Raw genomic sequence first — 20,183 nt, forward strand, 5'->3', positions numbered from 1 at the left:
ATTCTGACGAGACGAACCGTATCGTTGGAAGGAACTCAATATGACCCAAGCGTCACGCTCTACTCGCACCTGGCTCATTACCGGAGCCGGGCGCGGGCTCGGCCGGGCATTTGCGCAGGCAGCCCTGCAACAAGGAGATCGCGTCGTCGGAACGGTTCGCCACCCCGGAGCGATGGCGGACCTGCAGGCCGGCCACCCGAACTCGGTGCAGGAGATCCTGCTCGATGTCCGTGACGCCGCCGCAGTCGCCACTGCTGTCGATAACGCGGCGCAGGTCTTCGGCGGCATCGACATCGTCGTCAATAACGCGGGCGGCGGGCTCGTCGGAGCCATCGAAGAGCTCGACGAACAGCAGGCCCGTGATCATCTCGACCTGAATCTGTTCGGCGCGATGTGGGTCTGTCGGGCTGCGATCCCACACCTGCGGGCCCGCGGTGGTGGCGATATCGTGCAGATTTCGACGGTCGGTGCCATCGGCTCGATGCCGACGTTTGGCCTGTATAACGCGGGCAAGTGGGCGCTCGAAGGTTTCAGCGAAGCCCTGTCTGCCGAGGTCGCACAGTTCAAGATCCACGTGACAATCGCCCAACTCGGCGGATTCGCAACCGACTGGGCAGGGTCGAGCATGTCATTCGCGACCCCGAAAACGGAGTATGACGATCTCCGCAATGCGATGTTCGGCACTGCGGAGATCCCTTGGCCGACAGTCGACCCCGATGCGCCTTCGACAGACACCGATCCGCGCACTGCGGCCGAAGCGCTGGTCGCACACCTGTCAGACCCCGACCGCCCTCTGCGGGTGCTGATCGGTGACGATGCACGAGAGCATGCAGCCCTGGCGTACACCTCCCGCCGCGATTCCTACGGTGAAGGCAGGGACTTCAACTGGCCGTCGTGAACACCGGGATCCAAGGTTCAGTCCCACCCCGCTCCTGTGCCGTCATTGGCACGATACCGTCGGTACATGGTGGAGATTCACGGACTCGACGACCTTCTGGCGGCATTGAACGCCGGGGAGACGATCCCGGGAAGTTCGCCGCACCACGCAGCCATGCACGCCACGAGCCAGGAGTCGCTGCGTATCACCGCCGAGCTCAACGGGCGATACCACTCTCCCGATGGGGTACGAGCCCTGATGAGTGAACTGACCGGGCGCGAGGTCCCCGAGTCCTTCCAGCTCTTCCCGCCATTCAGCGCTGACTTCGGCAAGAACATCCGCTTCGGTGAGGATGTGTTTGTCAACAGCGGTTGCCGGTTCCAGGACCAGGGCGGAATCGATATCGGCGATGGCGCGCTCATCGGCCACAACGCCGTCATTACGACGTTGAACCACGACATGTCGCCCAGTCGACGTGCTGACATGCACCCGGCGCGAGTAGTCATCGGCCGAGGCGTGTGGTTCGGGGCGAACGTGACGGTACTACCGGGCGTGTCGATCGGCGATGGGGCGGTAGTGGGCGCGGGTGCGGTCGTCACGAAGGACGTACCTGCGGGGGCAGTGGTCGTTGGCGTGCCAGCGAAGCAGGTCGGCACGGTGTCGGACGGGTAGTCGAAGCGCACTGTCCGCAACGATGCGGTCGTATTGGCTCATCGTGTGCGGAAACTAGGCAACTCCGCTCAGCCAATCGACTGCGCAGCGTTATTGCACGAGCGGAACTCACCCGTTGAAGCGGAACTCCACGACGTTCAGTCACTAAACAACCTCAGCGCAGCCTCTCTTGGTCGTCGCTGGCTGTGGTCGGCCATGGCTCTCGCCCTGCCACGTTCGGCAACAACTCAGCCAGTTCTGCGAGGCCTTGCACGAAACCACTGGCCCAGACGACGGCTTCTTCAACGGACGACAACACGTCGAGGCCTTCGACTGCTTCCGCATAGAGAGTGCCCCAATGGTCACCTGCGACGATGAGCGGCGGCCAGGTTCGTTGCCGCCGGTAGTTGAAGAGCCGGACGCACGTCGCGGCTACCCGTGCAAGGTCGAGATCCTTACTCTTGTCGAGAAGTTGGAGGTCAACGAGGTCGCGAGCACGTTCGCTTCCCTCACTGGAAACGGCGTGGAGCTTCTGTGACTCGCGCAGCATCAAGATCCAAGCAAGAACGGCGAGAGCACCTGGCAAATCATTCAGTCACCGAGAGTGCGACGGTCGACCGAGCTCTGAAACGGATCAGGTAGCCGTCGGGTTCAGTCACGAGAAATTGCCGTACCCCTGCATCTTCACCGTCGCTCACGCGGTAGCGCTTCGTCCCAGGCTGCGAGGAGGAAGCGCAATACATTTGGCCCAAGACGTTGAACCGGAACGCGACTACACGTTGAAGCGGAACTCCACCACGTCGCCGTCGTGCATGACGTAGTCCTTGCCCTCCATGCGGGCCTTGCCTTTGGCGCGGGCCTCGGCGACCGAACCGGTCTCGACGAGGTCGGCGAAGGAGATGACCTCGGCCTTGATGAAGCCGCGCTCGAAGTCGGTGTGGATGACGCCCGCGGCCTGCGGCGCCTTCGTGCCCTTCGGGATCGTCCAGGCGCGCGACTCCTTCGGTCCGGCCGTCAGGTAGGTCTGCAGGCCGAGGGTGTCGAAGCCGATGCGGGCGAGCTGGTCGAGACCTGACTCCTCCTGCCCGGTCGAGGCCAGCAGTTCTGCGGCGTCGGCGGGGTCGAGGTCGATGAGCTCGGACTCGATCTTCGCATCGAGGAAGACCGCCTCGGCGGGAGCGACGAGCGCTGCGAGCTCGGCCTTCTTCGCGGCATCCGTCAGCACCGCCTCGTCGACGTTGAAGACGTAGATGAACGGCTTCGCCGTCAGCAGGCCGAGTTCCTTGATGGGCGCGAGGTCGACGGATGCTGCGGAGAGCGGCGTGCCCTTCTGCAGCTCCTCCTGCGCGGCCTTCGCAGCTTCGAGCACCGAGGGGTCGATCTTCTTGCCCTTGAGCTCCTTCTCGAAGCGCGGGATGGCGCGCTCGAGCGTCTCGAGGTCGGCGAGGATCAGCTCGGTGTTGATCGTCTCCATGTCGGACTTCGGGTCGACGGCACCCTCGACGTGCACGACGTCGTCGTCGGTGAAGCCGCGCACGACCTGCGCGATGGCGTCGGCCTCGCGGATGTTCGCGAGGAACTTGTTGCCGAGCCCTTCGCCTTCGGAGGCGCCGCGCACGATGCCTGCGATGTCGACGAACGAGACGACGGCGGGCAGGATTCGCTCCGAGTTGAAGATCTCAGCGAGCGTCTCGAGCCGCGGGTCGGGCAGATTCACCACGCCGATGTTCGGTTCGATCGTCGCGAAGGGATAGTTCGCCGCGAGCACCTGGTTCTTGGTGAGTGCGTTGAACAGGGTGGACTTGCCGACGTTGGGCAGGCCGACGATGCCGAGAGTGAGAGCCACGGGGGTCTATCGTACCGGCAGGCTGCCCGGGGCATCCGCTCGACTGCGTCGCCCGACCCTGAGGGTCAGGTAGACGCCGACGATCACGAGTGCTCCGCCCGCCATCGTGATGGGCTCGAGCGACTGGCCGAGCAGCACCGCGATGAGCACCGTGAAGACCGGCAGCAGGTTCAGGAAGATGCCGGCGCGGGCCGGGCCGACCGCTCCCGCGCCGAGGTTCCAGAACGCATACCCGAGCATCGACGGGAAGATCACGATGTACGCGAGCCCAAGAGCGCCGCCCGTCGAGGCGGGGAGCGTGACGCCGACGACGGCGATGAGCGGCAGCATCGTCACGACGGCCATCACGGCCTGCACCGCGGTCGCCGTGATCGGCGGGGTGGTGAGTCGCCGGGAGAGGATCGAGTACGCGCACCACGAGATGACGGCCGCCACGATGAGGAGGTCGCCGATCTGGAAGCCCTGCCGCACGACGGCGATCACGTCGCCGCCGGTGAGCACGAGCAAGACGCCCGCGAATGCGACGACGAGACCGGCGATCTGCGGGCCCCGCAGCCGCTCGTGCAGGAAGATCGCCGCAGCGAGCGCGATCGTCGCGGGGTTGATCGCCGAGATGACGGAGGCGTTCACGGCCCCGGTGAGCCCGAGCCCGCTGTAGAGGAACAGGGTGTAGCCGGTGAGACCGAGCACCGAGAGCAGCAAGTGCCACGGCCACTCGCGGGCGGCGCCGCGCCAGTCGGGGCGTTCGATCGCCCACGCGAGCACGAGCAGCGGAACCGCGGCGAACGCCCAGCGCCAGAAGGTGAGCGAGACGGGCGAGATCTCGGCCGTGACCATCTCTGCCGAGATGTAGTTGCCCGCCCAGAAGAGATTGGCGAGCGCGAGTGCCAGGTACGCCCGTCCGCGATTCATCCCGTTCACGATACGGGCATGCCGCGGTTCACTTCGCGAGTACGGTGCGGAAGCACCGGGTGACGTACGGCACGACGAGCTCCTCGGCGCCCGCGAGGTCGGGATGCGTCGTGAGCAGCGTCTCGAGGGCCGCGATGGTCGCCTTCTGTTCGTCGGATGACGCGGTGATGAAGTAGCTGCGGGAACGCACGAGGTCGAGGAACCCCTCACGAGACATCCGTGCGCCCCATTCGACGGTGTGTTCGGCGATCTCGCCGAACGGCGGCCCGACCTTCGCGTAGCTCTCGAACGTCGCGCTCGCGTCATGCCGCTCGTGCATGATCTCGCCCGCCTCGCGCTGCCAGTCGACGCTCGTGTCGCGACTGTTCCACACGAGGCCGAGCACGCCGCCGGGCTTCAGCACCCGGGCGATCTCGGGGACCGCACGATCGGGCTGGAACCAGTGCCACGCCTGACCGACGACGACCGCGTCGACCGCGGCGTCTTCGATCGGGATGTCTTCAGCCGTGCCGAGAATGCGCGGAACCCCGGGTACCGCGACCTCGAGTTCCTCGAGCATCTCCTCGACGGGGTCGACTGCGATCACCTCGCGGTCGAGCGCGACGAGCGCTTCAGTCAGCTTGCCGGTGCCTGCGCCGAGGTCGAGCACGCGCGTCGCATCGCCGATGAGCCAGGCGACGGCTTCCATCGGATAGCCGGGCCGGGCCTGATGGTAGACGGATGCCGCGGCGCCGAACGAGCGCGCACTCTCGAGCGTCTCGGGGTCGGTCGGGTCGGCGACGAGACCGTGCTCGCGCGCCGCAGCCGCCTCGGGATTCTCGTGCATTCTCAACCTCTCCTCCCTGAGCCCGTCGAAGGGAACCTCCCGCTCAGTGGTGCCATTCCACGCCTTGCCCGGGGCATCCGTCAACCTCGGCGTTCTCGGCGCGGGCGGCGGGCGGTGTCAGCCAGGCGTGCGACGATGCCTGTGTGCCACTGGACTTCACCGCGATCGACTTCGAAACCGCCAACTCCTCTGGCGCCTCCGCCTGTTCGGTCGGCCTCGTGAAGGTGCGAGACGGGCAGGTCGTCGATCGCGAGCACTGGTACATCCGCCCTCCGTTCCCGCACAACGAGTTCTCTGAGTGGAACGTCCGCATCCACGGCATCACCCCCGACATGGTCGCGGGTGCATCGGACTGGCGGGTGCACCTGCCGGCGCTCCGGGAGTTCGCCGGCGATGACATGCTGGTCGCGCACAACGCCGGTTTCGACATGGGCGTCATCGCCAAGACCTCGACCGCATTCAGCCTCGACGTGCCCGATTTCCGCTACCTCTGCAGCCTGCAGGTCGCCCGGCGCACCTACCACCTCGACTCCTACCGGTTGCCGGTCGCGGCGATGGCCGCGGGCTTCGAGGGCTTCTCGCATCACGACGCGCTCGCCGATGCCGAGGCGTGCGCCGCGATCGTCGTGCACGCCGCGACTCGCCACGAGGTCGACGATCTCGACCGGCTCGCCCACATCACCCGCGTGAAGATCGGCGCGATCGGGCCGGTGGCCACGCGCGATGATCGTGCCGCGCACGGCCCCATGGCGCTGCAGTAGTCACCATTCTCTGCCCTTTCCCGCTGGCCCCTCCCCGCTGATCCCTCCCCGCTGGCCGAGTAGCGAGCGCCAGCGAGCGTATCGAGACCCCGCCGCCGGTCGAGTAGCGACCGACGAAGGAGGCCACGTATCGAGACGCTCCGCCCGCGCCGACGCCCGATGTCGGCAGCCCCTGCGACACTGTCGACATGGACATCCTCGCCCTCGTCATCGGCCTCATCGTCGGCGGTGCCATCGGCGCACTCGTGGCCACGCTGCTCATTCAGCGCCGCACCACCGCCACCCCCACCGAAGACCCCGCGCTGATCGAGGCACGCCACCAAGCGCAACTCGCCGAGGTCCGTGCTGCTGAGGCTGCGGCGCTCGCCGAGCAGCGAGCCCACGAGCAAGAGGTGCGCGCGAGCCTGCAGGCCGAGCTCGCCTCGACGCTCTCCACTGTCGACGCCCTCGAAAAGCAGATCGACGAGCATCGCGCCCGCTACCGCGACCTCGTCGAGCAGCAGCGCACCGACCAGACCGAGCGAACCGAGCGGGAGAAGCGCGAGAGCGCAGTGCTCCAGGCGCTCAGCCCCGTTCGCGAGACACTGCAGACGATGCAGACCAAGGTCACCGAGCTCGAGCGCCAGCGCAGTGAGCAGTACGGCTCGCTCGCCGAGCAACTCAAGCAGGCTCAGGTCTCCGGCGCCGAACTGCGTGCCACGACCGAGTCGCTCGCGTCCGCGCTGCGCTCGAACAGCACGCGCGGTGTGTGGGGTGAGACTCAGCTGCGACGCGTCGTCGAGGCCGCAGGCCTCACGCAATACGTCGACTTCTACACCCAGCAGAGCATCGTGACCGATGCCGGCTCCGGCCGGCCCGATATGGTGGTGCGCCTGCCCGGCGGCAAGTCCATCCCGCTCGATGCCAAGGTGCCGCTCGAGCACTACCTCGAAGCGAGCCAGATTCCCGTCACCGCCACCGGCGACGAAGGCGCCCGTCGCAAAGAACTCGTGAACCGCCATGTGAAGGCCGTGCGCGGCCACATCGACGCGCTCGCGAAGAAGACGTACTGGGAGGGGCTCGACGCCAGCCCCGAATTCGTCATCGCGTTCATCCCGAGCGAGTCACTGCTGTCATCCGCACTCGAGGCCGATCCGGCGCTGCTCGACTACGCGTTCGGCAAGCGCGTCGCGCTCGCGTCACCCGTGAACCTCTGGGCTGTGCTGAAGACGGTGGCGTTCACGTGGCAGCAGCAGGCCGTCTCCAACGAGGCGAAGAAACTCTTCGACCTGGGCAACACCCTCTACCAGCGCATCGGTACCCTCGCAGGGCACGCCGATGGGCTGCGCAAGGCCATCGAACGCACGGTCGACAGCTACAACAAGTTTGCGAACTCGCTCGAGACTCGTGTGCTGGTCACCGCCCGACAGTTCCCGGGCATCGACGAGACGAAGATCGAGCTGCTCACGACCCCTGCTGCCGTGCACGAGCAGCCGCGTCGGCTGACGGCACCCGAGGTCACGGGCGGCGACACCGCCGACGCCTTCGACGAACGCGACGCCGAGGGCGAACCGCTCCTCGAGCTCGACCCCGACATCCGTTCGATCTGACGGTCTGGTCGGGTACTCGGCCGTCGGGTGACAGATCTCAGTCGTAGTACAGGTCGAGGCTCTCGCTCAGTCGATCCCGTTCTCGCAGACGCCGACCCGCGCCTTTCGCGCTGGCAGTGGTCATTGTGACGAGCAGGTGTATGACGAGCGCAACCGTCGTCGGCGAGTTCGCGAACGACGCACTCTCGGTGTTGACGATCAACGTTTCCTGCGCCACGGACACGAGCGGCGCGTCCGGTGAATCGGTGATGACGATGACGGTGCCGCCCGCCTCGGCGAAGCGACGCGCGATGTCGACGGTGTACCTGCGGTACCGCGCGAGCGAGATCGCCACGAGCACGTCGGTCGAGCGTACGTCGCTCAGTACGTCCAGCGGACGCACGATGGTGCCGTCCATGAGCGTGACGTTCGCGAGGCCGGCGCTCAAGTCGATCGCGAGCAGCGACGCGTACGTGAACGACTTGGCCGCGCCGAGGATGAACCGTCGACGGGATGCGACGATCAGCGCTGCGATGCGCTCGAAGGAACCGTCGTCGCGCGCCCATTCCAGCGCGGCGAGGTAGTGCTCGCGTTCCTGGTCGACGATGCGGCGCTTGAGGAGGATCGCGGAGCGGCGCTGCAGGCGCGCGTCGAACCGCTCATGAGGACTTCCGAGACCTTCTGGCGACATGTCACCCCTTCCGATGCCATCGTGCCCGGTCGGCGCGGCGCGGACAACCGCGACACCCCGGATTGGGGGTATGTGCGCCGGTTCACCCGATCGCGAGGTGCGGTGTAGCGCCCGCATGGAGCGTGCCGCGCACCCCGAGCGGGATGCTCGATGCGTGTGGCCCGTGGCCGAAGCCGAGTTCCCAGACCAGCGGAATGCCGAGCGGAACGAGCATCTCCTCCACGAGGGCGCGCACCTCGGCGAGTTCGCCGCACGTCTTCCAACTCCCCAGTGCGATGCCGGCCAGCCCGTCGAACCACCCCGCCCGGAGCAACGAGGAGAGCAGCCCGTCGAGACGATAGACCTCCTCATCGACGTCTTCGAGCAACGCGATGCACCCGCCGTTGTCGGGTGTCCGGCGCCCTCGAGCCCCGAGTGTCATGGCGAGCAGACTGAGGTTGCCGCCGACCAGTCGGCCGCTCGCCTCACCGGAGACGAGCGTCTCGGCGGCAGGTCCGCTGTAACGCCGGCCATCGACGGGCTCGAAGACCGCACATCTGAGACTCGAGATGGCTTCGGGATCGTCGAGCAGGTCGGCGGTCGCCAGCATCGGGGTGAACCAGGTGGCGAGGCCGAGGTGCTCGAACCAGTACTCGTGAATACCGGTGATGTCGGAACTGCCGTACAGCGGCTTCGGTCTCGCGGTGGCGAGTGACTCAGGGTCGAGCAGATCGAGGATGCGGACCGATCCGTACCCACCCCGCGCACAGAACACGGCGTCGATCGACGCGTCGCACCAGGCCTCCTGCAGGTCAGTGGCCCGCTGCCGGTCGGGGCCGGCGAGATAACGCGCTCTCGGGTGCGCTGCAGTCGCGCTCGGGTACACGACGGGATCGAGTCCCCATTTCGCCAGCAGGTCGACTGAGCGCGCGAGCAGCCCCGCCGGTGGCGGTCCGCTCGGTGTGACGAGGGCGACGCGGGCTCCGGGAGCGAGCGGTCCGAGTTCAGCGGCGGTCATCGCGGGCATCTCTTCCTTCAGTTGGGTGGCAAGCATACGTTCCGCATTCTGCTGCAACGACAACCCGGATGGGGCGATCGAACCACGAAATCGATGAGCACGGGTGCGGAATCAAGCCGGGCGATTGCGCGGGCGTTGCTCGATGATACGGTGCGTAACAGGCGCACTCATGACTTCCCGACTCTCCGGCGCCGCAGACCCCCGAAGGAGCCGGCATGGCCGATCAGTGGACGTTGCAGGGCCTCGATGACGCGATCTCGGACGACGCCGAGAACCTCGGGCCGGTCGAGTGGTCCGCCGCCGTCGCAGATGCTCGTACGGGCGGCGTGCTCTGGTCCCACGACGCTGAGCGGGTGCTGAAGACCGCGAGCGTGGGCAAGGTGTTCCTCCTCATCGAAGCGGCACGTCGAGCGGAAGCCGGCGAGCTCGACCTCGACGAGCGCGTGCAGCGCACTCCGGAAGACCTGGTCGCCGACTCCGGTCTCTGGCATCTCCTCGACGCCGGTGACCTGACGATCCGCGACGCGTGCTCGCTGATCGGCGCAGTCAGCGACAACCTCGCGACCAACGTCCTCGTGCGCCGACTCGGCATCAACCGAATCGGGCAGACCAGTCAGGCGCTCGGGTTCACCGGCTCGGCGCTGCTCGACCGCGTGCGTGAAGACCGCGGCCCGGAGCATCCGCCAACCCTGTCGCGCGGCAACGCTGCCGAACTCGTACGGCTCATGGCCGATCTCTCCCGCGGCCGGATCATCTCACCGGCGGTCTCGGCACGCGTGCTCGATTGGCTCGCGCTCAACACAGACCAGTCGATGGTCGCCGCTCCGTTCGGCGTCGATCCGCTCGCCCACACCGAACCCGACAACGGCTTCGTGCTGCGCAACAAGACCGGCACGATCAGCACCGCACGCATCGACATCGGCGTCTGCGATATCGCCGACGGCGGCGGGCTCGCGTGGGCAGTGCTCGCGAACTGGAGCGACGCGGTCGACGGGCGGGATGCCGTGCTCGCACGCATGACGGCTATCGGAACGATACTGCGTGGCGCACTCGAGGAATCGGCCGCGACCACCGCGAACGCCGGGTGACGCGCGTCAGCCGACGAGCACGCTGAGCACGTTGCCGGCCGGGTCCGTGAACCAGGCGATGTCGGGCCCTTGCCCTGACGCCGAGCCTCGCGCGATTCCGCGTTCGTCGGTGCCGAAATCGTCGGGAGCCGCGTAGATCTTCGTCACGACACCAGCAGCATTGAGCTCGTCGACGGCACGATCGATGTCGTCGACGACGAGGTTCAGGATCGTGAAACTCGCAGGCGTGTGGTTCGGCTTCGGATAGATGAACACACCCTGGCCCGATGGCAGCGTGATGCGCAGCGCGCCCGCCCCCCGTTCATCGCCGACGGGCAGCCCCAACTTCGTGCCGTAGAACTCGCGTGCCGCCTCGATGTCATCGACGCTGAACCCCGGGAATGCATCTCGAACCGTGACCATCGTGGTCTCCCCCTCGCAACCGTTGTGCCCAGACTTGCACGATGCGATGCCGGCGTCGACCCCTGGCGTTTTCGCGCTATCGTCGCTCGGGGTCGACCGGGGGCTCGAAGCCCGCAACGGCTTCCGCTCCGGTCACGGCGTCGGCCTCGGCCTCGGCGTCGAGCGGATGCGCGAGCTCGTCTTTGCCGAGGCGGGCGAACGCGAGCGTCGCGAGCGCGAGCAGCGGCGCGACGAGCCCGGCGATGAGGAACGTCGGTGCAAGGCCGATCCATTCACCGACCGGGCCCGCGACGGCCATCGAGATCGGCATGAGCGCCAGCGAGACGAAGAAGTCGAGACTCGACACCCGACCGAGCATCGAGGGCGGCACCCGCCGCTGCAGCAGTGTGCCCCACACCACGCTCGCCGAAGAGAACAACAGTCCGCAGATGAAGAGCGCCACGACCATCACCCAGAGCAGCGACGTGAAGCCGATGATCGCGAGCGGGAGGCATCCGAAGCCCCACGCCAGGATCATCAGGGTGAGGTAGCGGCGAGGCAGCCGCATCGAGGCGACGGCGAGCGAGCCGATGGCGCCGCCCACACCGAACGCGGCGAGCGCGAGCGCGAATGCCCCGGCCCCTCCCCCGGTCTGGTCTTTCACTGCGAATGGCAGGAGCACCTCGATCGGCCCCATGATGAGGAAGACGAGCACGATGGAGAACAGCAGCGTCGCGAAGAGCCAGCGGGTGCGCAGCAGGTAGGCGAAGCCGTCGCGCAGGTCGATGAGCGTCTGGCGCACCGGATGCACCGGCGGCCCGTCGAGCTCACGGCGCACGGGTGTCGTGCGCATGATCGCGAGCACGGCCGCTGCAACGACCTGCAGGCCGGCAACGACCGCGAAAGCGAGCCACGGCCCCTGCATCGCGATGAGCGCGCTCGCGACCGCCGGCCCGGCGGCGTTCATCACCGACGGCCGCAGCACACCCTCGATGCCGTTGGCGGCGAGCAGCTGCGACTCGGGAATGATCGCGGGAAGCCACGCCGAGTACGCGGGATAGAAGAAGCCGTCGGCCAACCCGAGTGCGAACGAGATGACGGCGATGTGCCACACCTCGATCTGCCCGCTGATCGCGAGGAACGCGGCGACAGAGAACCCGACGCCTCGCACGATCTCGACGGTCAGCAGGATGCGTCGCTGGGGTATGCGGTCGGCGGCCACCCCGCCGAACAGCACAGCGAGCACGAGCCCGAGGCTCGAGCCCACCGCGACGAACGAGAGATCGATCGGCGTGCCGCCGAGCTCGACCACTTGCCACACCGCGGAGACGATCCAGGCGCCGGCACTCAGCAGCGATGCTGCGAGCGCCGCCGTCAGCAGGCGATACTGGCTCGACCCGAACGGTCGGAGCGCCCGCGGCAGCCGGTCGACAGTGGTCACCGATCCATCATGGGCGGCGGCACCGACATCCGCACTCTGCCGAAAGCGAACGACGGGCGGGCAGCACGCGGCTGAACCTCAGAGCACGTCGTCGACGAGCCACTTCGCAGCGAGGTGATCGGCCCGCACACGCCGGATCGTGCCCGACTTGCCGCGCAGCACGATCGACTCGGTGCGGATGATCGGCCCTTTTCGCGAGACGCCGTCGAGGAGCTCGCCGTCGGTGACCCCCGTCGCGACGAAGAAGGTGTTGTCGCCCTTCACGAGGTCGTCGAGCTCGTAGACCTGGTCGCAATCGAGGCCGGCCGCCTCGCCGCGCGCTCGCTCAGCATCGTCGCCCGGCGCGAGCCGGCCCTGCATGAATCCGCCGAGCGCCTTGATCGCGCAGGCCGTGGTGATGCCCTCGGGGCTGCCGCCGATGCCGACGCACATGTCGATGCGCGACTCGTAGCGTGCGGCGTTGATGCCGCCCGCGACGTCGCCGTCGCTGATGAGGCGGGTGCCTGCCCCCGCCGCACGGATGTCGGCGATGAGCTGCTCGTGACGCGGACGGTTCAGCACCGTCACCCGCAGCTCGTTGACCTCTTTGCCCTTGGCCGCGGCGAGTGCCCGCAGGTTCTCGCCGATCGGCTTGCGGATGTCGACGACGCCGATGCCCGCGGCATCCGTCACGATCTTGTCCATGTAGAAGACGGATGACGCGTCGAGCATCGATCCCCGGTCGGAGACCGCGATCACCGAGAGCGCGTTCTGGCGCCCGGCCGCGGTCAGCGAGGTGCCGTCGATGGGGTCGACGGCGATGTCGCACGCGGGGCCGCGGCCGTTGCCGACCCGCTCGCCGTTGAAGAGCATCGGGGCTTCGTCCTTCTCGCCCTCGCCGATCACGACGACGCCGTCGAAGTCGACCGTGCCGAGGAATGCGCGCATCGCGTCGACCGCCGCGCCGTCGGCGCCGAGCTTGTCGCCCCGGCCGATCCACGGGTACGAACGGATCGCCGCCGCCTCGGTGGCGCGCACGAGTTCGAGCGCGATGTTGCGGTCGGGGTGCAAGAACAGGCTTGCCGTATCGGTGCTCACCATCGAGGGTCCTCCCGGACGCTAGTGCGATCGGCCCGTCGAGGCCGGCATGGATGGACGATCGTCCGCCTTCAGCCTAGGCAGCGACGGTGCGGAAAGCCGCTCGGATCAGGCCGAAGGCGATGAAAGAATGTGCATTCTTAACGCGTCGTTCAGGGAAGCCGCGACTCGACGAGGGTCGGGCCGACACCCGGGCCGGCGTACCAGGTGGCGACCTGCGCGCTGCCATCCGGCGCGAACCGCACGCCGGCCACAGCCGCCCCACCGGGTGCGCACTCGGTCACAGCGCTGAGGAACACCCACGCCGGTGCCCCGCACAGCGCGGTGAGCGGCCACACACGCTCGAGGTCGATGCCGGCCGCCACGAGCCGGTCGCGCTCGGCGCCGGATTGCGGGGCGAGCCTCGCCCACATCGAACCGCCCAGCGCCCGCACGGCGGCGGCGGTCAGCACGCCCTCGGGAGCTCCGCCGATACCCGACACGAGATCCAGCCCCGAGCCTTGTTGCGCAGCGCGCAGGCTCCGCTCGACGTCGCCGTGCGCGAAGAGGTCGACGGATGCCCCTGCAGCCCGAGCCTCGGCGGCGAACCGCTCGTTCCTCGGCCGCTCTTGCACGGCGACGTGCACTCGGCTCGCAGGTACGCCCCGCGCCGTCGCGATGCGGGCGACGAGCTCATCGACGGGGGCGCCGGCCGGGGCATCCGGAAGCCACGTGACGTGCTTCTCGAGGTAGTGGGCGGCGCCGAGTGTCGCGAGCGAGCCACGCGGGGCGACCGCGAGCACTGCCATCGCGCCGGGCTCGCCGGCCGCCGCGAGCCGGGTGCCGTCAACGGGGTCGACCGCGAGATCGACGGCGACCCCCGACTGGGGCGACCCATCGGAAGCACGGCCGAACCGCTCACCCACGTAGAGCATCGGCGCTTCGTCCTTCTCGCCTTCGCCGACGACGACCACGCCGTCGACCTCGAGCCGGCCGAGCGCCGAACGGAGCGCTCTCACCGCACGCTCGTCGATGCCGTGCCCATCTCCGGAACCGACGAGCGGGGCTGCGGCGAGAGCGGCGAGAGCCGTCGCACGGCCGAATCCGTCGACGAGTCCGCGTTCGCTGAGGCGGAGCGGGTCGGTCGTCACGAGTCCATCCTGCCGTGCGCGAGCGCGCTGAGGCATCGCTGCCCCCTCGACACCGCGGCCGACACGTGAGCACCCCTCGGCAAGTCGGTAGACTGGACCCCAACCCCACTGTCGTCCGAAGGAGCACCATGCCCATCGCAACACCTGAGCAGTACGCCGAGATGCTGGACACCGCGAAGGCCAAGGGCTTCGCGTTCCCGGCCTTCAACGTCTCCTCCTCGCAGACGCTCAACGCGGTGCTGCAGGGCCTCACCGAGGCGGGTTCCGACGGCATCATCCAGGTCACGACGGGCGGCGCCGACTACTTCGCCGGCCACACCGTGAAGGCCCGCGCCACCGGCGCGCTCGCGTTCGCGCGCTTCGCCCACGAGGTCGCGAAGAACTACCCGATCACCGTGGCGCTGCACACCGACCACTGCCCGAAGCCTGCACTCGCCGACTTCGTGTTCCCGTTGATCGAGGCCTCCGAGGCCGAGGTCAAGGCCGGCCGCAACCCGATCTTCCAGTCGCACATGTGGGACGGCTCGGCCGTGCCGCTCGACGAGAATCTCGAGATCGCGAAAGAGATCCTCCCCCGCATGAAGGCGATCAACGCCATCCTCGAGGTCGAGATCGGCGTCGTCGGCGGCGAAGAAGACGGCGTACAGCACGAAGGCTCCAACGACGCGCTCTACACCACGCTCGACGACGCGATCGCGACCGTCGAGGCGCTCGGCTTCGGCGAGCAGGGCCGCTACATGGCCGCCCTCACCTTCGGCAACGTGCACGGCGTCTACGCCCCGGGCAACGTGAAGCTGCGCCCCGCGCTCCTCAAAGAGATCCAAGACGGACTCCAGGCCAAGTTCGGCACGGCCGCGAAGCCGCTCGACCTCGTCTTCCACGGCGGCTCGGGCTCGACCGACGCCGAGATCGCCGAGGCGGTGGCCAACGGAGTCGTGAAGATGAACATCGACACCGACACGCAGTATGCGTTCACACGTTCGATCGCCGGCTACATGTTCGACAACTACGACGGCGTGCTGAAGGTCGACGGCGGTGTCGGCAACAAGAAGCAGTACGACCCGCGCGCGTGGGGCAAGGTCGCCGAGACCGCCATGGCCGTGCGCGTCGGGGAGTCGACGCGTCAGCTCGGCTCCGCCGCCCAGTCGATCAGCGCGTAAGGCCCGGATGTCGCAGAACGAGACCGCTCGAACGCCCGACGAGTCGGGTGACGCCGCAGTGACGCACGGCGGCGGTGCGGCGAACACACCCGCCGCTCCGTCATCGCGCGACGAGCGGCCTCGTCCGCAGTACGGCGAGTACGCCCCCGAGGGTTGGACGTGGACCCCGCCGGTCGACCCCGTCGCGGCGCCGGATGCAGCGGCCGAGCCCGCGGCTGCCGCGCACGCCGCCGCTCAGAGCACCGGCGCGAGCGTCTCCGCCCCGAGTGCGCGCCCGATCGACCGTATGTGGACCATCGCACTGCTCGTGTTCGGCGTGTTCGGCGCGCTCTACAACAGCCTGGTGCTCTTCCAGCTGCCGACCACGGCGCTCGAGTCTGCGAAGCTGTCGGCGTCGATGCTCGGCGTCGACGCACCGACCGAATTCACTCCCGGCCCGGTCGTGCCTTCGGCCATCATCGTCGGCATCGCCCTGCAGCTCGCATTGTGGATCGGAGCCTTGCTCTGGTCGCGTACGCGCCTGCGCGCCGGCCGATCGGCATGGTGGATCCCGCTCCTCGCGGGCGTCGCGGCGTTCTTCGTGGTGTTGATCGTCGGCTTGATCGTGTTCGCGAGCGACCCCGCGTTCCTGCAGTCACTGACCCCGACTCAAACGTAGGTCGCTTCGAAACCGGGCGTGTCCGCCGATGGCGAACTGCTCGATCAGGCTCAGCACCCGTTCACCCGTTTCGCAGCGGGTGATGCTCGCGACGACGTCAGCGCTGGGCGCGATCCCGCCCGCCGAGCGCCCGTGCATCGAGCTTGCCCGCGAGATCTTTGCGCAGCTCTTTCGGCAGCGAGAACATGAGGTCTTCTTCAGCCGTCTTGACCTCGGCAACCTCGCCGTAGCCGGCATCGGAGAGCGCTTCGAGCAGCTCGTGCACGAGTTCTTCAGGCACGGATGCCCCGCTCGTCACGCCGACGGTCTCGACGCCGTCGAGCCACTCCTGCTTGACCTCGCTCGCGTAATCGACCCGGTAGGCCGCCTTCGCACCGTATTCGAGGGCGACCTCGACGAGGCGCACACTGTTGGAACTGTTCGCCGAACCGACGACGATGACGAGATCGGCGTCTTGCGCGACCTTCTTGATCGCGACCTGACGGTTCTGGGTGGCGTAGCAGATGTCGTCGGACGGCGGGTCCTGCAGGTTCGGGAACCGCTCGCGGAGGCGCCGCACGGTCTCCATGGTCTCGTCGACCGACAGCGTGGTCTGCGAAAGCCAGACGACCTTGTCGGGGTCTTGCACCTCGATGTTGTCGACATCGTCGGGGCTGTTGACGATCGTGACGTGGTCTGGCGCCTCGCCTGCCGTTCCCTCGACCTCTTCATGACCCTCGTGGCCGATGAGCAGAATCTCGAAGTCGTCGCGCGCGAAGCGCACGGCCTCGCGGTGCACCTTGGTGACGAGCGGGCAGGTCGCATCGATCGCGTGCAGGCCTCGGTCGGCTGCGGCGTTCACAACGGCGGGAGACACGCCGTGCGCACTGAAGACGATGTGCGCGCCCGCCGGCACTTCGTCGACCTCCTCGACGAAGATCGCGCCCAGGGCCTCGAGCTCGGTGACCACGTGGATGTTGTGCACGATCTGCTTGCGCACGTAGACCGGTGCGCCGTAGTGCTCGAGCGCCTTCTCGACGGCGATCACGGCACGGTCGACGCCGGCGCAGTAGCCTCGCGGCGCTGCGAGCAGTACACGCTTGTGTCCGGGGACCGGGTTATCCTTGAGCCGGCCGCGCACGCCCGGAACTCTAGGCATGCCAAGGCCGATTCGCGGGGCACCAGTCAAGCTCGTCACGGTGTCCATCCTACGTGGCTGAGACGGGCGGGTGGCTGGGAGGCCCAGATGACGGATGCACCGGCGACACGCGATGCGCCGTGGCCGGTCGCGCTCCTCTCGGGCAAGCTCAAGCAGTACATCGACCGCCTCGGCACGGTGTGGGTCGAGGGCGAGATCACGCAGTGGGGGGTCTCGGGCGGCAACGTCTACGGCAAGCTCAAAGACCTCGATGCCGAGGCGACCCTGTCGTTCCAGGTGTGGTCGTCGGTGCGCGCACGCTTCGACGAGCAGTTCAAGCAGGGCGACCGGGTGATCGCGCTCGTCAAGCCCAGCTGGTGGGTCAAGGGCGGTTCGCTGTCGATGCAGGTCTTCGAACTCAAGCACGTCGGCCTCGGCGACCTGCTCGAGCGACTCGAGCGGCTGCGGGCGCAACTCGCCGCCGAGGGGCTCTTCGACGTCGGGCGCAAGCGCCGGCTGCCATTCCTGCCCGGAGTCGTGGGGCTCATCACCGGCAAAGACAGCGACGCCGAGAAAGACGTGCTGCGCAACGCCCGCCTGCGCTGGCCCGCCGTCGAGTTCCGCGTCGTGCATGCCGCGGTTCAGGGTGATCGCACGGTGCCCGAGGTCGTGGCGGCGATCGAGCGGCTCGACGCCGACCCTGAGGTCGAAGTCATCATCGTCGCGCGCGGCGGCGGCGACTTCCAGAACCTGTTGGGGTTCAGCGACGAACGCGTCGTGCGGGCGGCCGCCGCGGCATCCACCCCGCTCGTGTCGGCGATCGGGCACGAGGCCGACCGCCCGCTGCTCGACGAAGTCGCCGACCTTCGGGCCTCCACACCCACCGACGCCGCGAAACGTGTCGTGCCCGACGTGAATGAAGAGCTCGTACGGGTCGAGCAGGCACGCGCGCGCCTCGGCATGCGGCTGCAGGCGATCCTCTCCCGCGAGATCGACCGCATCGGCCACCTCCGTTCGCGCCCGGCGCTGGCCGAGACTTCGTGGATCGTCGACCGGCGTGCGGAAGACCTCACCCGCTGGGTCGCCCGTGGCGCCGAACTCGTCGAGCGCACCATCGACCGCCAGACGCACCGCGTCGCGGAACTGCGCGGGCATCTGCGCGCGCTCTCCCCGCAAGCGACGCTCGATCGCGGTTACGCCATCGTGCAGGGGCACGACGGCCACGTGGTTCGGGGGCCCGCAGGTGCGCCCGATGGCGCGGAGCTCACGCTCACGCTCGCCGAGGGGTCGCTCGCAGCGGTGTCTCGCGGCGCTGTGACATCGGTGCATGACGAAGCGCTGGTGGGGTCGTCGGCATCAGCCTCACCGCCGATCGGTCCTGTCAGCAGCGGCGAATAGAATGGATGCCATGCCCACCCCCACCGACGTCGCCGAGCTGAGTTACGAGCAGGCGCGAGACGAACTCGTGCAGGTCGTCGGCGAACTCGAGCAGGGCTCCGCGACCCTCGAGCAGTCGCTCGCGCTCTGGGAACGCGGCGAGGCCCTGGCGGCTCGATGCGAAGAGTGGCTCATCGGCGCGAAGGCGCGCCTCGACGCGGCTCGCGCCGGCACCGCCCGCGCTGCTGCCGACGACACCGGCGCCCGCTGATGGCGACGCGCCCGCCCCAGGTGGTCGCCGAGCTCGGCCGACCCGAGACTCCCGAAGAGACGGCAGCCCGCAAGGCCGAGAACTCGCAGAATCACCGGCAGCGTCAGAATCTGAACAACCTGCTCCTCGCGCTGGGTGCGAGCCTCATCGTCGTGCTCGTCATCGTGCTGCTCGTGCCGCGTACCGACACGGCCATCGAGCGCGACGTCGACGTGGCATCCGTCGCCCAACAGGCGCAGGTCGCCGGCGACGACCCGTTCGCCGTTCCCGAGCTGCCCAATGGGTGGCGTGCCAACGCGGCAGAGCTGCGAACGAGCCAGGCCGACGACGTCACTGCATGGTACGTCGGCTACCTCACACCCGGCGACGAGTTCATCGGGCTGTATCAAGGGCTCGATGCGAACCCGACCTGGACGGCCGCCCTCCTCGCTCGCACACTCGCCGCGGGCACCACCACGATCGACGGCGTCGAGTGGACGGTCTACGACAACCGCAACTCGGCCGCCGACGTCGGCAATGCCCGCTACGGCCTCACCACCGAGGCGGGCGGCAGCACGTTCGTGCTGCTCGGCACCGCGACTCCCCAAGAATTCGAGACGCTCGCGTCGGCGCTCACGCCGACGATCGAGGCGCAGAACTGAGAGGCACGCCGTGACGACGCAGCCGATCGACCTCCCCGAGACACCGGCCGAGACGTGGCGCGAGCTTCGTGCCGGCAACGCCCGCTTCGTCGCGGGCAACCCGCAGCACCCCCGCCAAGACGTCGACCGGCGAGCTTCGCTCGCCCACTCCCAGCGCCCACTCGTGACGATCTTCGGTTGCAGCGACTCCCGCCTCGCCGCCGAGATCATCTTCGACGTGGGCCTCGGCGACGCCTTCGTCGTACGCAATGCCGGGCAAGTGGTCACTCCGTCGGCGCTCGGCTCCCTCGAATACGCCGTCGGCCTGCTGCACGTGCCGCTCATCATCGTGCTCGCCCACGACGAATGCGGTGCCGTGCGTGCCGCGATCGACTCTGAGGCCGCCGACGCCGCGCCGCTGCCGCCGTACATCGCCGGTCTCGTCGAGAAGATCGTGCCCGCCGTGCGCAAGGTCGCAGGTGGCGAACCCGGCACCCCCGTCGACGCCGATCACGTCGATGTCGGCTTCGTCGGTCGCGAGCACCTGCGCAACACCGTCACCGAGCTCGTCGAGTCGTCCGAGATGATCAGTGACGCGATCGCAGCAGGTACGCTGGCTATCGTCGGAGCGAACTACCGACTCTTCGAGGGTCGCGTCGAGACCGACATCGTCGTCGGCACGGTCTGACGGTTGACACGGCCGCACGAGCGGCATCGGCCGGGGCATCCCGGCA

Annotated in this window: 22 protein-coding genes; 11 read left to right on the top strand and 11 right to left on the bottom strand. The window is 68.1% G+C overall.

Translation table 11 applies throughout. The features are described 5' to 3' along the window. Positions 1-40 precede the first annotated feature (40 nt). Positions 41-898, top strand: a complete 858-nt coding sequence (locus AC1C2U_RS05430) for an SDR family NAD(P)-dependent oxidoreductase (protein WP_495360677.1) — start codon at positions 41-43, stop codon at positions 896-898. A gap of 66 nt (positions 899-964) precedes the next feature. Next, a complete protein-coding gene (locus AC1C2U_RS05435) occupies positions 965-1,549 on the top strand; it encodes a DapH/DapD/GlmU-related protein (protein WP_495360678.1) in 585 nt (194 codons plus the stop codon). A gap of 154 nt (positions 1,550-1,703) precedes the next feature. Here the strand turns inward: AC1C2U_RS05435 and AC1C2U_RS05440 are convergent, their stop codons facing one another. The 4 genes from AC1C2U_RS05440 to AC1C2U_RS05455 form a co-directional block, all read right to left on the bottom strand. Beyond that, complete coding sequence (locus AC1C2U_RS05440) at positions 1,704-2,078, bottom strand: hypothetical protein (RefSeq protein WP_495360679.1); 375 nt, start codon at positions 2,076-2,078, stop codon at positions 1,704-1,706. Positions 2,079-2,300: 222 nt separating this feature from the next. Next, positions 2,301-3,374: a redox-regulated ATPase YchF gene (ychF, locus tag AC1C2U_RS05445; protein ID WP_495360680.1), complete on the bottom strand. Its 1,074-nt coding sequence runs from the start codon at positions 3,372-3,374 to the stop codon at positions 2,301-2,303. A 6-nt stretch (positions 3,375-3,380) separates the two neighbouring features. Continuing rightward, on the bottom strand, positions 3,381-4,286 hold the full coding sequence (locus AC1C2U_RS05450) for a DMT family transporter (RefSeq protein WP_495360681.1): 906 nt from the start codon (positions 4,284-4,286) through the stop codon (positions 3,381-3,383). A gap of 28 nt (positions 4,287-4,314) precedes the next feature. Beyond that, positions 4,315-5,112, bottom strand: a complete 798-nt coding sequence (locus AC1C2U_RS05455) for a class I SAM-dependent methyltransferase (protein WP_495360682.1) — start codon at positions 5,110-5,112, stop codon at positions 4,315-4,317. A gap of 143 nt (positions 5,113-5,255) precedes the next feature. On the opposite strand from AC1C2U_RS05455, the gene AC1C2U_RS05460 reads away from it, so the two are divergent. Together AC1C2U_RS05460 and AC1C2U_RS05465 are read left to right on the top strand one after the other, a co-directional pair. Further along, positions 5,256-5,873, top strand: coding sequence for a 3'-5' exonuclease (locus AC1C2U_RS05460; RefSeq protein ID WP_495360683.1), 618 nt, complete (start codon positions 5,256-5,258; stop codon positions 5,871-5,873). Between the two features lie 188 nt (positions 5,874-6,061). After that, a complete protein-coding gene (locus tag AC1C2U_RS05465) occupies positions 6,062-7,462 on the top strand; it encodes a DNA recombination protein RmuC (RefSeq protein WP_495360684.1) in 1,401 nt (466 codons plus the stop codon). 37 nt (positions 7,463-7,499) lie between these two features. Here AC1C2U_RS05465 and AC1C2U_RS05470 read toward each other — a convergent pair whose 3' ends face one another. Together AC1C2U_RS05470 and AC1C2U_RS05475 are read right to left on the bottom strand one after the other, a co-directional pair. Continuing rightward, a complete protein-coding gene (locus tag AC1C2U_RS05470) occupies positions 7,500-8,132 on the bottom strand; it encodes a MurR/RpiR family transcriptional regulator (protein WP_495360685.1) in 633 nt (210 codons plus the stop codon). Between the two features lie 82 nt (positions 8,133-8,214). Then, on the bottom strand, positions 8,215-9,165 hold the full coding sequence (locus tag AC1C2U_RS05475; RefSeq protein WP_495360686.1) for a S66 peptidase family protein: 951 nt from the start codon (positions 9,163-9,165) through the stop codon (positions 8,215-8,217). A 179-nt stretch (positions 9,166-9,344) separates the two neighbouring features. On the opposite strand from AC1C2U_RS05475, the gene AC1C2U_RS05480 reads away from it, so the two are divergent. Continuing rightward, positions 9,345-10,217 carry a serine hydrolase gene (locus AC1C2U_RS05480; protein WP_495360687.1) on the top strand — a complete coding sequence of 291 codons (873 nt, stop codon included), beginning with the start codon at positions 9,345-9,347 and terminating at the stop codon, positions 10,215-10,217. A gap of 6 nt (positions 10,218-10,223) precedes the next feature. Here AC1C2U_RS05480 and AC1C2U_RS05485 read toward each other — a convergent pair whose 3' ends face one another. The 4 genes from AC1C2U_RS05485 to AC1C2U_RS05500 all read right to left on the bottom strand — a co-directional run bounded on the left by AC1C2U_RS05485 (position 10,224) and on the right by AC1C2U_RS05500 (position 14,246). Beyond that, positions 10,224-10,619: a VOC family protein gene (locus AC1C2U_RS05485; RefSeq protein ID WP_495360688.1), complete on the bottom strand. Its 396-nt coding sequence runs from the start codon at positions 10,617-10,619 to the stop codon at positions 10,224-10,226. Positions 10,620-10,695: 76 nt separating this feature from the next. After that, positions 10,696-12,039 (bottom strand): MFS transporter, encoded by a 1,344-nt coding sequence (locus tag AC1C2U_RS05490; RefSeq protein WP_495360689.1) that lies wholly within the window; start codon positions 12,037-12,039, stop codon positions 10,696-10,698. Positions 12,040-12,117: 78 nt separating this feature from the next. Continuing rightward, positions 12,118-13,119 (bottom strand): class II fructose-bisphosphatase, encoded by a 1,002-nt coding sequence (glpX, locus tag AC1C2U_RS05495; RefSeq protein WP_495360690.1) that lies wholly within the window; start codon positions 13,117-13,119, stop codon positions 12,118-12,120. A 149-nt stretch (positions 13,120-13,268) separates the two neighbouring features. Then, the gene (locus AC1C2U_RS05500) at positions 13,269-14,246 is read right to left on the bottom strand and encodes a fructose-bisphosphatase class II (RefSeq protein ID WP_495360691.1); all 978 of its coding nucleotides are present in this window, start codon (positions 14,244-14,246) and stop codon (positions 13,269-13,271) included. A 128-nt stretch (positions 14,247-14,374) separates the two neighbouring features. Here AC1C2U_RS05500 and fbaA point away from each other — a divergent pair, with 128 nt between their 5' ends. Beyond that, positions 14,375-15,406 carry a class II fructose-bisphosphate aldolase gene (fbaA, locus tag AC1C2U_RS05505; RefSeq protein WP_495360692.1) on the top strand — a complete coding sequence of 344 codons (1,032 nt, stop codon included), beginning with the start codon at positions 14,375-14,377 and terminating at the stop codon, positions 15,404-15,406. 7 nt (positions 15,407-15,413) lie between these two features. Next, on the top strand, positions 15,414-16,064 hold the full coding sequence (locus AC1C2U_RS05510; protein WP_495360693.1) for a DUF6264 family protein: 651 nt from the start codon (positions 15,414-15,416) through the stop codon (positions 16,062-16,064). A 97-nt stretch (positions 16,065-16,161) separates the two neighbouring features. Here AC1C2U_RS05510 and AC1C2U_RS05515 read toward each other — a convergent pair whose 3' ends face one another. Further along, positions 16,162-17,202 carry a 4-hydroxy-3-methylbut-2-enyl diphosphate reductase gene (locus AC1C2U_RS05515; RefSeq protein WP_495360846.1) on the bottom strand — a complete coding sequence of 347 codons (1,041 nt, stop codon included), beginning with the start codon at positions 17,200-17,202 and terminating at the stop codon, positions 16,162-16,164. An 87-nt stretch (positions 17,203-17,289) separates the two neighbouring features. On the opposite strand from AC1C2U_RS05515, the gene xseA reads away from it, so the two are divergent. The 4 genes from xseA to AC1C2U_RS05535 are packed head-to-tail and all read left to right on the top strand — an operon-like array spanning position 17,290 to position 20,137. Continuing rightward, positions 17,290-18,579 carry an exodeoxyribonuclease VII large subunit gene (xseA, locus tag AC1C2U_RS05520; RefSeq protein WP_495360694.1) on the top strand — a complete coding sequence of 430 codons (1,290 nt, stop codon included), beginning with the start codon at positions 17,290-17,292 and terminating at the stop codon, positions 18,577-18,579. Between the two features lies 1 nt (position 18,580). Beyond that, a complete protein-coding gene (locus AC1C2U_RS05525; RefSeq protein ID WP_495360695.1) occupies positions 18,581-18,829 on the top strand; it encodes an exodeoxyribonuclease VII small subunit in 249 nt (82 codons plus the stop codon). After that, positions 18,829-19,470: a DUF4245 domain-containing protein gene (locus AC1C2U_RS05530; protein WP_495360696.1), complete on the top strand. Its 642-nt coding sequence runs from the start codon at positions 18,829-18,831 to the stop codon at positions 19,468-19,470. Before AC1C2U_RS05525 ends, AC1C2U_RS05530 begins: the two co-directional genes overlap by 1 nt. Before the next feature lie 10 nt (positions 19,471-19,480). Beyond that, complete coding sequence (locus tag AC1C2U_RS05535) at positions 19,481-20,137, top strand: carbonic anhydrase (RefSeq protein ID WP_495360697.1); 657 nt, start codon at positions 19,481-19,483, stop codon at positions 20,135-20,137. Positions 20,138-20,183: the final 46 nt, after the last annotated feature.

Source organism: Agromyces sp. Y575, assembly GCF_059445445.1.